This window comes from Acidovorax sp. AC410, assembly GCF_979253235.1.
In genome coordinates, this window is sequence record NZ_CEEDCG010000001.1 from 6,485,591 (window position 1) to 6,498,925 (window position 13,335).

The following is a 13,335-nucleotide window of genomic DNA, read 5'->3' on the forward strand; positions in this document are numbered from 1 at the left end:
CGCCATGCGCCCGGCATGTCTGCGCTTTGCGCCTAGCTTGGCAGCGATTTCGGCAGATTTATTTCTTCAACGAACTTCCAACTCGGGACACTAGGCGGGAAGCCGCAGACAGTGCGATAGCACGGCAAGGCGAACCAACGACGCTAGGCGGTCAAAGGCGAATCCGTATCAATGGAAGTCCCGGCTGCCATCGAGTGCCCCAGCCATGCGGCCCAACAGCGGGGTCAGATCCTTGAAGCGCTGGGCCACCAGGTGGCGCACCACGAAGGCTTCGTCTGCGACGTCTTTCCCTCTTTCTTCATCCTCGCCATGCCGGCTGCACTGCCACACCCCCTGCACGGCCAGCAGGCGTGAGCGCAGGATGGCGTCGCGCCACTGCTCCACCATGGCCGGCCAGACGATAACGTTGACGGGGCCGGTCTCGTCCTCCAGCGTGACGAACATGGTGCCCTTGGCCGAGCCGGGCCGCTGGCGCACGGTGACGATGCCGCAGGCGCGCACCAGCCGGCCATCGGGCATGTTGCGCAGTTGCAGTGCCGTGAGCAGGCGCCAGCGCGCGAGCCGGTGGCGCAGCAGCGCCAGCGGGTGGCGGCGCAAGGTGAGGCCGGTGGCGGCGTAGTCGAACAGGATCTCCTCGCCCTCGGGCGCCTCGGGCAGCTGCAGCGGGGCCTCGTTCACCGGCACGTCGCGCAGCAGGGCCGGTGCGGCATGCTGGGCAGACGCATCCCACATCTGCTGGCGCCGGTGGCCCGAGAGGCGGGCCAGCGCGTCGGCCGCAGCGAGTATCTGCATGTCCTGGTGGTTCAGGCGCGCGCGCAGGGCCAGGTCTTCGGTGCTGGCAAAGGGCCCCTGCGCACGGGTTGCCACCAGGCGCTCGGCTGCGCCCTCTTCCAGGCTGCCGACCAGGCGCAGGCCCAGGCGTACCGCGGGTTGGGGCAGCAGCGGTGCCGGCAGGCCCTTGTCGGGCCGCAGCCTCTCGGGCGTGCCTTCCAGCGTGCAGTCCACGTCGCTGCGGGTCACGTCGATGGGCAGCACGCGCACGCCGTGGCGGCGGGCGTCCTGCACCAGTTGGGAGGCGGTGTAGAAGCCCATCGGCAACGAGTTGAGCAGCGCTGTCAGAAAGCAGGCGGGCTCATGGCATTTGAGCCAGCTGCTGCTGTAGGCCAGCAGGGCGAAGCTGAACGCATGGCTTTCGGGGAAGCCATATTCGCCGAAGCCCAGCATCTGCTTGAAGACGCGCTGGGCGAACTCCAGCTTGTACCCGTTGTCCACCATGCCGTCGATCAGCCGCTTCTCGAAATGGTGTACCCCGCCCGTGCGTTTCCATGCGGCCATGGACCGGCGCAGCGCATCGGCCTCGGATGCGGAAAATTTGGCGGCGATCATCGCGATCTGCATCACCTGCTCCTGGAAGATAGGGATGCCCAGCGTGCGCTCCAATGCCTCACCGAGCTCTTCACTCTCCAGCTTCAAGGGCTCGCCCTTGCGCTGCTTTTCGCGTGCCTGCAAGTAGGGATGCACCATGCCGCCCTGGATGGGCCCCGGCCGCACGATGGCGACCTCCACCACCAGGTCGTAGAACACCTTTGGCCGCAGGCGCGGCAGCATGCTCATCTGGGCGCGGCTTTCGATCTGGAAGACTCCCACGGTGTCGGCGGCGCAGATCATGTCGTAGGTGGCGGGGTCTTCGGCCGGCACCTGGGCCAGCGACCAGCGCTCGCCGCGCAGGTCTGCACGCAGGTCCAGGCAGCGGCGCAGCGCGCTGAGCATGCCCAGGGCCAGCACATCCACCTTCATGAGCCCCATGTCGTCGAGGTCGTCCTTGTCCCACTGGATGATGGAGCGGTCCACCATGGCCGCGTTCTCCACCGGAACAATGCGCGTGAGCAGCCCCTGCGTGAGCACAAAGCCGCCCACATGCTGGCTCAGGTGGCGCGGAAAGCCCTTGAGCTGGGCCGACAGCTGCAGCCACAGCTCGGCCGTGTGCAGGCCCAGGTGCTCGCCCATGGCCTGCGCCATCTCCTGCAGGCGGTGCGCTGCGAATTCCTCATCGAACCAGTGGTGGTCCTTGGCAAAGGCATCGACCAGTTGCGCAGGCACGCCCAGCGCCTTGCCCACATCGCGCAGCACGCTGCGGGTGCGGTAGCTGGTGACCACGGCGGCAATGGCAGCGCGGTTGCGGCCGTACTTGCCGTAGACGTACTGGATGACCTCCTCGCGCCGGTTGTGCTCGAAGTCCACGTCGATGTCGGGCGGTTCCTTGCGCTCCTTGCTGATGAAGCGCTCGAACAGCAGCTTGGTGCGCTCGGGATCCACTTCGGTGATGCCCAGGCAGTAGCAGACGGCGGAGTTGGCGGCCGAACCCCGGCCCTGGCACAGGATGCCCTCGCCCCGCGCAAAGCGCACGATGTCGTGCACGGTGAGGAAATACATCTCGTACGCACAGTCGGCGATCAGCGCGAGTTCGCGCAGTATCTGCGCCACCACCTTGTCCGGCACGCCCTGCGGGTAGCGGCTTTGCGCCCCCGCCCAGGTCAGCCAGGCCAAGCCCTCCGCAGGCGTCATGCCCTCGGGCACGGCCTCCAGCGGGTACTGGTACTTGATCTCGTCGAGGCTGAAGGTGCAGCGTGCCGCGATCTCCAGCGTGGCCTCAAGCAGTTCGGGTGGATAGATGCCGGCAAGGCGCACGCGCTGGCGCAGGTGGCGCTCGGCATTGGGCTGCAGCGCAAAGCCACACTCTGCCACGGTGCAGCCCTGGCGCACGGCGGTGATCACGTCCTGCAGGCGCTTTTGCGAGCGCAGGTGCATGTGTACGTCGCCCGCAGCCACCAGGGACACGCCCGCCTGGAGTCCCACCTGCTGCAGCGTGGCCAGCCACAGGTCGTCATCGGGCGCGAGCAGCAGTTCCACGCCCAGCCAGAAGCGCTGCCCGAAATTCACCTGCGCCTGGCGGACGCAAGCCAGCAAGGCATCGGTCTCCAGTGCATGTTGCAGGCTGCGGTCGGGAATGAGCAGCAGCTCGCAGTCCTGCAGCCGCGCCACATCGGACACAGGCCCCAGTTCATAGGTCCCCTTGGGTGCGGTACGGCGTGCCGCACTGATGAACTCGCACAGGTTGCCCCAGCCCTCGACGTTGCGCGGCAATGCCACCAGCCGAAAGCCCGGGTAGGCGAACTCGCTGCCCGGGATGAACTGCAGGCCCAGTTCCTTGGCCGGGCCATGGGCCCGCACCACGCCGGCCACCGAGCACTCGTCGGTCAGCGCCAGGGCCCGGTAGCCCAGCTCGGCCGCACGTTCCACCAGGTCCCGGGGCTGCGAGGCGCCGCGCTGGAAGCTGAAACTGGAGATGCAGTGCAGCTCGGCATAGTCCGGCAAGGCAGGCGGCGAGGCCACCCCGGTGGGGCTGCGGTCAGGAAGGGTGTGGGTCATGTGCCGGTCCGCTCATGCATACAGGCCCTGCAGGAACCAGTGGTCTGCCGACGTCGCCGGCAGCGCATGCACCGGTCGTTCACGGAACACCCAGACGCGCCCCGCCCCCGGGCTCACGGCCACGAAATAGTCGCGCTGCACCATGTCGCTGGCACTGGCGGGGACCTGGCTCTCGCCTTCCTCCCACCAGGCCATGTCGAACCGGTGCGGCCCGGCCAGCATGCGCAGCGGGCCCTGGTAGCACGGCCGATGGCCCTGCATGGCCAGGCGCTGTGGGGTGCGCAGCAGCCAGGTGGGCCACAGCACGGCCTCGGGCGCGTGCTCGCCCTGCGGCGGCTTCGCTGCTGGCACCGGCCCGGCTTCGGCCATGGGCTGCCAGCGCTGCATGCATTCGGGCCGGTGGTCTGCGAGCAGGGTGACGGACTGCACCTGCCCGGCCCCCAGGCGGGCGGAGAGGCGCTCGACCAGTTGGTGCCAGGCCTCGCCCTCCTGGTCACCGGCGGCCGACGATCCATCGGGCGGCAGCAGGTGGGCGCTGGCATGGGGCAGCGGTGCGGTCTCCAGCACGCGCAGCGTGATCTGGTTGGCCGGCGCGGCCAGGGGCGTGCGCGCCAGGTTCTCGGCCAGCAGACGGCGCAGGTGGGCCAGTTCGTGCGTGGGCTGGGCCGTGCGCACGGGCAGCGCATGCCAGGGGGCGATGGGCACGCCATCGACCCGGCGCAGGTCATGCCGCCAGGCCAGCTCCAGCGCCAGCACGCCCTGCTGGCGCGCCTGCAGCCAGGCCTGCAGGGCCGACAACAGGCGGCTGGCGGACCACAGCAAGGCATCGGCCGAGGTGGCCAGCGCGGGCAGCTCGGCCGTCAGCTCGAAGCGCTCGGGCAACTCCACCCAGGCGTGGTTGTGGGCGATATGGCCGTAAGCCCGGTCCAGCGCCAGCAGCACGGCCGCGCCCAGACGCCGTGCCACGCCGTCGCGCGGCAGCGCGCGCAAGGCGCCCCAGGTGCGGCAGCCCATGCGTGCCAGGCTCGGCAGGTGCGGGTGCAGCGCCGTCAGCGTGTGCAGCGGCAGGCCATCGGGCAGGTGCCTGGGCAGCGGCTGGCCTGCCAGCTGCAGGCGCAGCAAAGCCAGGGCCTGCAGCGAGGTGGACGCCTCGGCAAAAGGCGTCAAGCGCCTAGCTTGCTCCGCAGGCCCTGCTTCTCCTGACGGATCGGCCGGCCATGGTGGGCTGCGCAGCTGCAATTGCGCGAGTAGCGCCTCACGCCCGCCCCACAGGCGCTCGGTGGCCGAAACCTCCAGCAGCAGGGCCTCGCCATCCACCCTCGCCACGCGCGGCGTGAACTGCAGCGCCCACCAATGCGCGTGCGGGGCCTGCGGAACGGGCTGGCGCGGCCCAGCCGCCGCAGCCGGCACGGTCACGCCAGGGCGGGCCGTGCTGTCCGTATCGGTATCAGTGGGAGTGGGCAGCAACGGCCATGCGATCCAGTGCATGCTGCACACCTCCTGCGGGCAAGCGGTCCAGCCACGTCGCCAGCGGCAGCACCACGGCAGGTCGCTGCTGTGGCCGCGCACGCCGCCCCTCGCCGCGCGCGGCCGACGCGGCCAGCACCCGGGCCAGCGCTGCGTTGCTGGCGGGCAGCACCAAGGCCTGCTCCATGGGCGGCCCGCGGCGCTTGAGCACCTGCACCTGCATCTGCGCACCGCCCGAGCCATCGACAGCCTCGACCCACAGCCGCAGCGGCGCAGGCGATGCCTGCTGGCGCGCCCTGGCCGGGCGAAACACCCACAGCAGCTGCCCCATCTGCGCGGCTGCCAGCTGCAGCCGCCTCAGTGATTCGGGCGCAGCCTGCGGCAGCCAGGCCAGCACCGCCTGCACGTCGCGGCAGCGCAGGGCCTGCTCGGCCGCCCAGAGCGCCTGGGTCGCAGAAGTGGTCTGTACACGGCACAGCCGCGCCGCATCCAACCCACCCGCGCGCAGGGCTGGCGCAAAAGGCTCAAGGGGCGGTGCCACCAGCACCACGGCCCCCGGCCGCGCGGCCGTGGCCTGGGCCAGTGCCGGCAGCACCAGTTGCCAGACATGCAGCCCGGCTGCAGGCTGCAGCACCTCGGCCATGGCACCCACGGGCCAGCCCCCGCCCGGCAGTTGCGCATCGAGCCCCGCATGTCCCGTGGCCTGCACCCGTGCCGCAGTGGATGTGCCCAGTTGGTCGGCCAGCCACACGCCTGCCAGACGTGGTGCTGCGCTGGCAGCCAGGGAACGGAGGGGGACGGCGGACATGGGAGGGGCAAACGAGTGGGGACATGCGCAAAAGGTCAGGCGACGGCGGAAAACCGCTGCGGACGCACCAGGGCCCTGGTCAGGGCATGCCTGTGCATGGAGCCCGGGATGAAAGCCAAATACTGTGTTTTCATCCAGTTATCGTACCCGATTCCGGGTCGCGTGGTGGCTTTTCAGAGCATTCCTGCAGGTCATTGGCATCCGCCAGAGCGCTGGCCCAGGCTGCGCGGGCCTCATGACCCACAACGGCAGAAAACTCGGGGGGAAAGGATGATGCGGGGAGATCAGCGATGGCAAGCAGTTGCACTATCGCTGGCAGGGTCAGCGCGAACACACTCGCGTGCCAATGGCGACCCGGAAATGACAAAAGGCCTGCAGAATTGCTTCTGCAGGCCTTGCCAATAATGGTCGGAGCGGCGGGATTCGAACTCGCGACCCTCTGCTCCCAAAGCAGATGCGCTACCAGGCTGCGCTACGCTCCGACAGCTCGTATTCTAACCCGGGAAATTTCGGGTTCTGGCCAAATGCGCGCTTTTTTTGATTTTTTTGCAGCGACTGCACCGGACCAGGGTTCCATCGGCAGTGCTGTCATGCATCCAGGGCGATGCAAACTGCGGCGATGGGGGAACAACTTCAACAACCAACCAGCTAACCAGAAGACCAAACGACGAACCAGCAACCGGCGCGCGGCCACATCCGTGGCCGTGCGCCCGCATGCATCAACGGCTCGACGGACCAGGGCCGCGGCCAGCCAGGTGGCGGAAGGTGATGCGGCCCTTGGAGAGGTCGTAAGGCGACATTTCCAGGGAGACCTTGTCACCCGCCAGGATGCGGATGTGGTGCTTGCGCATCTTGCCGCCGGTGTAGGCAATCAGCTGGTGACCGTTCTCCAGCGTCACGCGAAAGCGCGAGTCGGGCAGCACTTCGGTCACGGAGCCTTGCATTTCAATCAGTTCTTCTTTGGCCATGTTCTCTTGTCTTTTCAAAAATCAAAAAATCTGGTGATCGGCGCCTGAACGCTGGGGCATCCACCACGGCCTATGCAGCGTGGTCGGGCTCGACACACGGTGCATTGCGGGCGGTGGGAGTCGCTGCACCCGGGGCGCAGATCAGGCAGAGGGCCGGGGAGACGGCTTCATACGGATTTGCATTTGATCGTGTAGCCAGGCGGGAGCCGCAGACAGTGCTGTAGCACGGCAAGGCGAACCAACGACGCTACACGGTTAAAGGCAAATCCGTATCAATGGACAGGCAGAGCGCTGTGCATAGCCTGTCGATTGTACCGCGATGTACCGGGGCTTGCCTATGGCACGGGCGCAGCAGTGTCGCGGGACGGCACCAGAGCCTCCCCAGAGGGCCCCAGAGCCCCTTCAAGCAGCCGTATCCTGGCCCTGCACGGCCAGCGCCAGGGTGCGCACCAGGTCGGTCTGGGTAATGATGCCCACGAGGTGCCCGCCGTCGTCGACGATGGGGATGTGGTGGTGCCCACCCTGCGAGAACAGGGGCACCAGGTCCATGGCGTGCTGGCCTACCCGGGCCACCTGCACCGGGTGCGACATGATCTCGCCCACACTGGCGGGCTGGCCGCTGCGGCCCTTGACCAGGGCGCGCAGGCGCTGGCCCAGGCCCTCGTGCAGGTCGAGGTTGGCCAGCCGCATGAAATCGGCCACCGTGACGATGCCAAGCACCTGCCGGCTGGCATCCACCACGGGCAGGGCCTTGATCTTTTCGCTGCGCATCAAGGCCCACGCGTCCTTGAGCGACACGCCCTGCTCCACCGCCATGGCCGGCCGGGACATGATGTCCGCGCAGCGCACATCGCCCAGCGTGCGCTGGAAGGCCGCGCGGCCCGCCAGCTGCAGCAAACCCTCCAGGTCGGCGCGACTCACGTCCAGCACCTGGTTGTAGTGCGCCAGCGCCGCATCCACGTCCGATGCCGCAAAGGCCCCCTTGGCCACGGCGGTGCGCGCCGGCGATTGCTGCGGATGCGGGTAGCTGCGCCCGGTCAGGCTGTTGTAGACCACACCTGCCAGCAACAGCACCAGCACATTGAACAGGACAGGAAACGCCGCCAGGTGCAGGCCGTCGCCCGCCGTGAGCACCACGTACAGCGCCATGGAACCACCGGGCGGGTGCAGGCAGCGCAGCGGCACCATGAGCGCGATGGACAGACCCACCGCCAGCGCACCCGCCAGCGCAGGGTCGGGCACCAGCGCCGCACACACGGCCCCCACCATCGCCGACAAGGTGCTGCCGCCCAGCACCGGCCAGGGCTGGGCCAGAGGGCTCGACGGCATGCCGAACACCAGCACGGCACTGGCCCCCAGCGCGCCCAGCATCCAGGGCCCGTGGGCATGTCCGCCTCCCACCCACCAGCGGCTGAGCACCGCCGTCAGGAAGATGCCCAGCACGGCACCCACGATGAAGCGCAGGCGTTCGCGGCCATCGATGCCCAGCGGGGCCGGCCAGAAATGGCGCAGCCAGCGCGCAGTACGCACGCGCGGGGACGACCGTGCCGCCGCGCGCGGGGTGGACGAAGACATGGGATCGGGCGCTGGCGCCGGAGAGGGGGGAATGGAGGAAGGGTGCGGTGCAGACATGCAGCCAGCCATTGTGCCGGGTGGCGGCTTGCCGTGCACCAATTGGGTGCAAACCCGCTGCTGCCACGGTGGGTAAACGGGTGGACTATGCTCGAAACTACCTACCGCTTCCCCTCAAACGGCTGCACATGGCTCTAAGAACATGCTCTATACTGCATGTGAACCACGCCAAATGCAGTTTACTTCACACTTGTTTTCGCCATGGATGGCCCGGAAACAATCCCCACGGAGCACACTCTTGGGCCGCTGAAGGACGCCAGCAGCCAGCGCCGGTACGGGTAAGCCATAGGTTTTCACACAGGGGCTTGGGGTTAAATTACTTTAAGCCTAAACAAAGGAGACACTCCCCATGACCACTCGCCGCCTCGTCATCAGCCGCAGCGCAGCCCTCGTCGGCGCCGCTTCCACGGGCCTGCTGCTGCCCTCCATCGTGCGGGCCCAGAGCGGCAAGGTGCGCGTGGGCTTCATGCTGCCCTACACGGGCACCTTCGCCCAGCTGGGCGTGGCCATCGAGAACGGCGTGCGCATGGCCATCGACCAGCAGGGCGGCAAGCTCGGCGGGCGCGAGATCGAGTGGTTCAAGGTGGACGACGAGTCCGAGCCCAGCAAGGGCGTGGAAAACGCCAGCAAGCTGGTGCAGCGCGACAAGGTGGACGTGCTGATCGGCACCGTGCACTCGGGCGTGCAGATGGGCATCCAGAAGGTGGCGCGCGACACCGGTGTGCTCAACCTGATCCCCAACGCCGGCGTGCATGCCGCCACCCGGGGGCTGTGCGCGCCCAACGTGTTCCGCACCTCGTTCAGCAACTCCCAGCCCACGCTGGCGCTGGGCAAGGCGATGGTGGACAAGGGCCACAAGAAGGCCGTCTGGATCACCTGGAAGTACGCTGCGGGCGAGGAAGCCTTCGAGGGCTTCAAGCAAAGCTACACCGCCGCCGGCGGCACCATCGTCAAGGAACTGGGCCTGCCCTTCCCGAACGTGGAGTTCCAGGCGCTGCTGACCGAGATCGCCGCGCTCAAGCCCGATGCCGTGGCCTGCTTCTTCGCCGGTGGCGGCGCGGCCAAGTTCATCAAGGACTATGCGGCCGCCGGCCTCAAGGACAAGATCCCGCTGTATGGCTCGGGCTTCCTGACCGAAGGCGTGCTCGATGCGGCCGGCCCCGCGGCCGACGGCATCATCACCACCATGCACTACAGCGATTCGCTGGACACGCCGCGCAACAAGCAGTTCCGGCTGGAATACGCCAAGGCCTTCCGCAGCCAGCCCGACGTGTACGCCGTGCAGGGCTATGACACCGGCCTGCTGCTGGTGCAGGGTGCCAACGCCGTCAAGGGCGATCTGGCCGCCAAGCCTGCCCTGTACAAGGCGCTGGAGGGCGCCGTGATCGACAGCCCGCGCGGCAAGTGGACCATGAGCAAGGCCCACAACCCCGTACAGGACATCTACCTGCGCGTGGTCGAGAACAAGGAAAACAAGGTCGTCGGCATCGCCGCCAAGGCCCTGTCCGACAGCGGCGCAGGCTGCCGCATGGCGTAACACGCCAGTGGCCGCTGTGCGGCAGGCACCTGCCTGCACAGCCCTGGCCCTGCGGGATTTGACACAATGACTTTGCCTGCCGATGTGGCGGGCCAGTCCTTCGTGCGCCCGGACTTTGCGGCCACCCCCTTGGATCACCCTCTTCCATGACCCTCAGTACCTACCTGCTCTACCTGGCCGCCGTGGCCCTGCTGGTGCTCTCGCCCGGCCCGACCATGCTGATGTGCATGACCACCTCGCTGCAGCACGGCCCGCGCAAGGCCATGGCGGCCGCAGGGGGCAGCGTCACCGCGGTGCTGGGCACCATGCTGCTGTCGGCCCTGGGCCTGGGCGCGCTGCTGGCCGCCTCCGAGACCGCGTTCTGGGTGCTCAAGGCCGCGGGTGCCGCCTACCTGATCTGGCTCGGTATCAAGACCTTCCGCAGCAAGAGCACGGTGTTCGACCAGATGCCTGAGGACGCCACGGCGGCGCCCGCCGTGCCTGCCCACCGGCTGTTCGTGCAGGGCCTGATCGTGGGCGGCAGCAACCCCAAGGCCATCCTGTTCTTCACGGCCTTCTTCCCGCAGTTCCTGAACCCCGCGCTGTCCTTCGCGCCGCAGTTCGCCGTCCTGGCTGCCACCTTCGTGGCCTTCGAGTTCACGGTGCTCACGCTGTGCGCCTTGGGCGTGGCACGCCTGGCCCCGGCCCTGCGCTCGGGCAACCGCATGCGCTGGTTCAACCGCATCTCGGGCGGGCTGTTCGCCCTGATGGGCTCGCTGCTGCTGGCCACCCGCCGGGCGGCCTGACCCCGCTACATCCACCTGCCGCACGCCATGGACTTCGCTACCTTCCTGATCCAGTTGCTCAACGGGGTGCAGTACGGCCTCTTGCTGTTCATGCTGGCGGCCGGCCTCACCCTGATCTTCGGGATCATGGGCGTGGTGAACCTGGCGCACGGCAGCTTCTACATGCTGGGCGCCTACCTGGCGTATTCGCTGTCGGGGTATTTCGGCAGCCTCACGCTGGCCATCCTGGGCGGCGCGGTGCTGGCCGTGGCCTTCGGGCTGGCGCTCGAATGGCTGCTGTTTCGCCACTTCTACCACCGCGACCACCTGGACCAGGTGCTGCTCACCTTCGGGCTGATCTACATCTTCGAGGAGCTGCGCTCCATCCTCTGGGGCGACGACGTGCACGGCGTGGCCATCCCGAAGCTGCTGGACTGGTCGATCCCGCTCACCGACACCCTCTCCTACCCGGTGTACCGTTTGTTCATCTCGGGCGTGTGCATCGTGCTGGCCATCGGGCTGTACCTCTTGATCTCCAAGACCCGGCTGGGCATGAAGATCCGCGCCGGCGCCTTCAACCGCGACATGGCCGAGTCGCTGGGCGTGAACATCAAGCTCATCCATGCCATCGTGTTCGCGCTGGGCGTGGGCCTGGCGGCCATGGCCGGCATGGTGGCGGCGCCGGTCTCCAGCGTCTATCCCAACATGGGCTCCTCGGTGCTCATCATGTGCTTCGTGGTGGTGGTCATCGGTGGCATCGGCTCGGTGCGCGGGGCCCTGATCTCGGCGCTGCTGGTGGGCCTGGTGGACACCTTCGGCAAGGTGCTGCTGCCCTCCGTGGCCGGCATGCTGGTCTACATGCTGATGGCCGCCGTACTCTTGTGGAAACCCGAAGGTCTTTTCAAACAATGACAGTCGTTCCTGTGATCCTTGCCCTGCCAGCCCCCCGGAGGCCCGCATGAGCGCCCCCCGCACCAACCTGGAGATGCTGCCGCGCAGCGTGCAGTTCGTGCTCGTGCTGGGCCTCGTCGCGCTGCTGGCCTTTCCGTTCGTGGGCAGCGACTTCTATGTACAGATGGTCACGCGCATGATGATCATGGCCATCTTCGCGATGAGCCTCGATCTACTGCAAGGCGTGACCGGCCTGGTCTCGCTGGGCCACGCGGCCTACTTCGGCGTGGCAGGCTATGCGCTGGCCTTCCTCACCCCGGCCGATGCGCCGGTGAGCCTGTGGTGGTCGCTGCCGGCCGCGGTGGCGGGCTCGGCCCTGGTGGCACTGTTCATCGGCTTCTTCGTGGTGCGCACGCACGGCATCTACTTCATCATGGTGACCATGGCGTTCGCGCAGATGGTGTTCTACCTGTTCTTCGACAACAAGATCCTGGGCGGCTCGGACGGCATCTACATCAACCTGCGCCCCGATGCCTCGGTGTTCGGCTGGATGCTGTTCGACCTCGAAGGGCGCCGCACCTTCTACTACTTCACGCTGGCGCTGGTGGTGCTGGTCTACGCGGGGCTGCGCCGTCTGCTGTGGAGCCCCCTGGGCCGGGCGCTGGCGGGCATCCGCGTCAACGAGCACCGCATGCGCGCCATGGGCTTTTCCACCCAGGGCTACAAGCTCACGGCCTTCACGGTGGCGGGCGCCCTGGCCGGCCTGGCGGGCTACCTGTGGGGGGCGCAGACGGGCTATGTGAACCCTGAGCTCATGGGCTTTCACATGAGCGCGCACGCCATCATGATGGTCATCCTGGGCGGCATGGGCAATTTCGCAGGGGCCATCGTCGGGGCCTTCGCGTTCGAGTACCTGCTGCATGTGTTCAAGGACATCACCAAGCACTGGCAGTTGCTGATGGGCAGCTTCATCGTGCTGGTGGTGCTGGTGGCGCCGCGCGGGCTGCTGGGCATGCTGGTGCGCTTGCGCGCCGCCAAGGGAGGCACGGACCATGGCTGATACCACGCGCGAAGTCCTGCTGTCGGCCCGCAAGATCACCAAGCGCTTTGGCGGCCTGGCTGCCGTCAACGGCGTCTCGGTGGACCTGTGGCGCGGCCGCATCCATGCGGTGATCGGGCCCAACGGCGCAGGCAAGTCCACCTTGACCAACCTGCTCTCGGGCGACCTGCCGCCCTCGGCCGGCGAGATACGGCTGGGCGCCACGGACGTGACCGGCTGGGCATCCGAGCGCATCTCGCGCCAGGGCCTGGGCCGCAGCTACCAGAAGACCAACATCTTTCTGCCCTTCACCGTGCACGAGAACGTGCGCCTGGCCGCCCAGTCGCGCGACCCGCAGCAGCCCTGGAACCCGCTGCGCTGGTGGCGCGACACGCGCCACCAGGGTCCGCACAACCGCGCCAGCAGCGAACGCGTGGACCGGGCCATCGAACTGGCGGGCCTGCAGGCGCGGCGCGATGCCGTGGCCGGCACCATGAGCCATGGCGAGCAGCGCCAGCTCGAGATCGCCATGACCCTGGCCACCGAACCCCAGGTGCTGCTGCTCGACGAGCCCCTGGCCGGCATGGGCGTGGCCGAGGCGGAGCGCATGGTGCAGTTGCTGCTGCGCATAAAGCCGGGCCACGCGATGATGCTGGTGGAGCACGACATGGACGCCGTGTTCGCCCTGGCCGACCACCTGACGGTGATGGTCAACGGCGAAGCCATCGCCAGTGGCACGCCGCCCGAAGTGCGCGCCGACGCCAACGTGCAGGCCGCCTACCTGGGTGAGGAACACTGAC

Annotated in this window: 10 protein-coding genes and 1 tRNA gene; 5 read left to right on the forward strand and 6 right to left on the reverse strand. The window is 67.9% G+C overall.

Features of this window, described 5'->3' with window-relative positions; genetic code table 11:
* Positions 1-168: 168 nt before the first annotated feature.
* The 6 genes from AC0IZS_RS30160 to AC0IZS_RS30185 all read right to left on the reverse strand — a co-directional run bounded on the left by AC0IZS_RS30160 (position 169) and on the right by AC0IZS_RS30185 (position 8,247).
* Positions 169-3,429, reverse strand: coding sequence for an error-prone DNA polymerase (locus tag AC0IZS_RS30160; RefSeq protein ID WP_471639035.1), 3,261 nt, complete (start codon positions 3,427-3,429; stop codon positions 169-171).
* A 12-nt stretch (positions 3,430-3,441) separates the two neighbouring features.
* Positions 3,442-4,917: a Y-family DNA polymerase gene (locus AC0IZS_RS30165; RefSeq protein WP_471639036.1), complete on the reverse strand. Its 1,476-nt coding sequence runs from the start codon at positions 4,915-4,917 to the stop codon at positions 3,442-3,444.
* The gene (gene imuA / locus AC0IZS_RS30170; RefSeq protein ID WP_471639037.1) at positions 4,877-5,704 is read right to left on the reverse strand and encodes a translesion DNA synthesis-associated protein ImuA; all 828 of its coding nucleotides are present in this window, start codon (positions 5,702-5,704) and stop codon (positions 4,877-4,879) included. The genes AC0IZS_RS30165 and imuA overlap by 41 nt, the downstream gene beginning before the upstream one ends.
* A gap of 405 nt (positions 5,705-6,109) precedes the next feature.
* A tRNA-Pro gene (locus AC0IZS_RS30175) sits at positions 6,110-6,186 on the reverse strand.
* 237 nt (positions 6,187-6,423) lie between these two features.
* Entirely contained in the window at positions 6,424-6,672 is a 249-nt protein-coding gene (infA, locus tag AC0IZS_RS30180; protein WP_300073985.1) for a translation initiation factor IF-1, read from the reverse strand.
* A gap of 402 nt (positions 6,673-7,074) precedes the next feature.
* Positions 7,075-8,247 (reverse strand): HPP family protein, encoded by a 1,173-nt coding sequence (locus AC0IZS_RS30185; protein WP_471639038.1) that lies wholly within the window; start codon positions 8,245-8,247, stop codon positions 7,075-7,077.
* Positions 8,248-8,653: 406 nt separating this feature from the next.
* Here AC0IZS_RS30185 and AC0IZS_RS30190 point away from each other — a divergent pair, with 406 nt between their 5' ends.
* The 5 genes from AC0IZS_RS30190 to AC0IZS_RS30210 all read left to right on the forward strand — a co-directional run bounded on the left by AC0IZS_RS30190 (position 8,654) and on the right by AC0IZS_RS30210 (position 13,334).
* Entirely contained in the window at positions 8,654-9,841 is a 1,188-nt protein-coding gene (locus tag AC0IZS_RS30190) for an ABC transporter substrate-binding protein (protein WP_471639039.1), read from the forward strand.
* Positions 9,842-9,987: 146 nt separating this feature from the next.
* Positions 9,988-10,626, forward strand: coding sequence for a LysE family translocator (locus tag AC0IZS_RS30195; RefSeq protein WP_471639040.1), 639 nt, complete (start codon positions 9,988-9,990; stop codon positions 10,624-10,626).
* 27 nt (positions 10,627-10,653) lie between these two features.
* Entirely contained in the window at positions 10,654-11,517 is an 864-nt protein-coding gene (locus AC0IZS_RS30200; protein ID WP_057269699.1) for a branched-chain amino acid ABC transporter permease, read from the forward strand.
* Between the two features lie 46 nt (positions 11,518-11,563).
* Positions 11,564-12,556 (forward strand): branched-chain amino acid ABC transporter permease, encoded by a 993-nt coding sequence (locus AC0IZS_RS30205; protein WP_471639041.1) that lies wholly within the window; start codon positions 11,564-11,566, stop codon positions 12,554-12,556.
* Positions 12,549-13,334 carry an ABC transporter ATP-binding protein gene (locus AC0IZS_RS30210; RefSeq protein ID WP_471639042.1) on the forward strand — a complete coding sequence of 262 codons (786 nt, stop codon included), beginning with the start codon at positions 12,549-12,551 and terminating at the stop codon, positions 13,332-13,334. Before AC0IZS_RS30205 ends, AC0IZS_RS30210 begins: the two co-directional genes overlap by 8 nt.
* The last annotated feature ends 1 nt before the right edge of the window (position 13,335 follow it).

Excerpts from the sequence above, each read along its gene's own strand:
- AC0IZS_RS30160 (WP_471639035.1), bottom strand. The coding sequence starts at position 3,429 with ATGACCCACACCCTTCCTGACCGCAGCCCCACCGGGGTGGCCTCGCCG.
- AC0IZS_RS30165 (WP_471639036.1), bottom strand. The coding sequence starts at position 4,917 with ATGCACTGGATCGCATGGCCGTTGCTGCCCACTCCCACTGATACCGAT.
- imuA (WP_471639037.1), bottom strand. The coding sequence starts at position 5,704 with ATGTCCGCCGTCCCCCTCCGTTCCCTGGCTGCCAGCGCAGCACCACGT.
- infA (WP_300073985.1), bottom strand. The coding sequence starts at position 6,672 with ATGGCCAAAGAAGAACTGATTGAAATGCAAGGCTCCGTGACCGAAGTG.
- AC0IZS_RS30185 (WP_471639038.1), bottom strand. The coding sequence starts at position 8,247 with ATGTCTTCGTCCACCCCGCGCGCGGCGGCACGGTCGTCCCCGCGCGTG.
- AC0IZS_RS30190 (WP_471639039.1), top strand. The coding sequence starts at position 8,654 with ATGACCACTCGCCGCCTCGTCATCAGCCGCAGCGCAGCCCTCGTCGGC.
- AC0IZS_RS30195 (WP_471639040.1), top strand. The coding sequence starts at position 9,988 with ATGACCCTCAGTACCTACCTGCTCTACCTGGCCGCCGTGGCCCTGCTG.
- AC0IZS_RS30200 (WP_057269699.1), top strand. The coding sequence starts at position 10,654 with ATGGACTTCGCTACCTTCCTGATCCAGTTGCTCAACGGGGTGCAGTAC.
- AC0IZS_RS30205 (WP_471639041.1), top strand. The coding sequence starts at position 11,564 with ATGAGCGCCCCCCGCACCAACCTGGAGATGCTGCCGCGCAGCGTGCAG.
- AC0IZS_RS30210 (WP_471639042.1), top strand. The coding sequence starts at position 12,549 with ATGGCTGATACCACGCGCGAAGTCCTGCTGTCGGCCCGCAAGATCACC.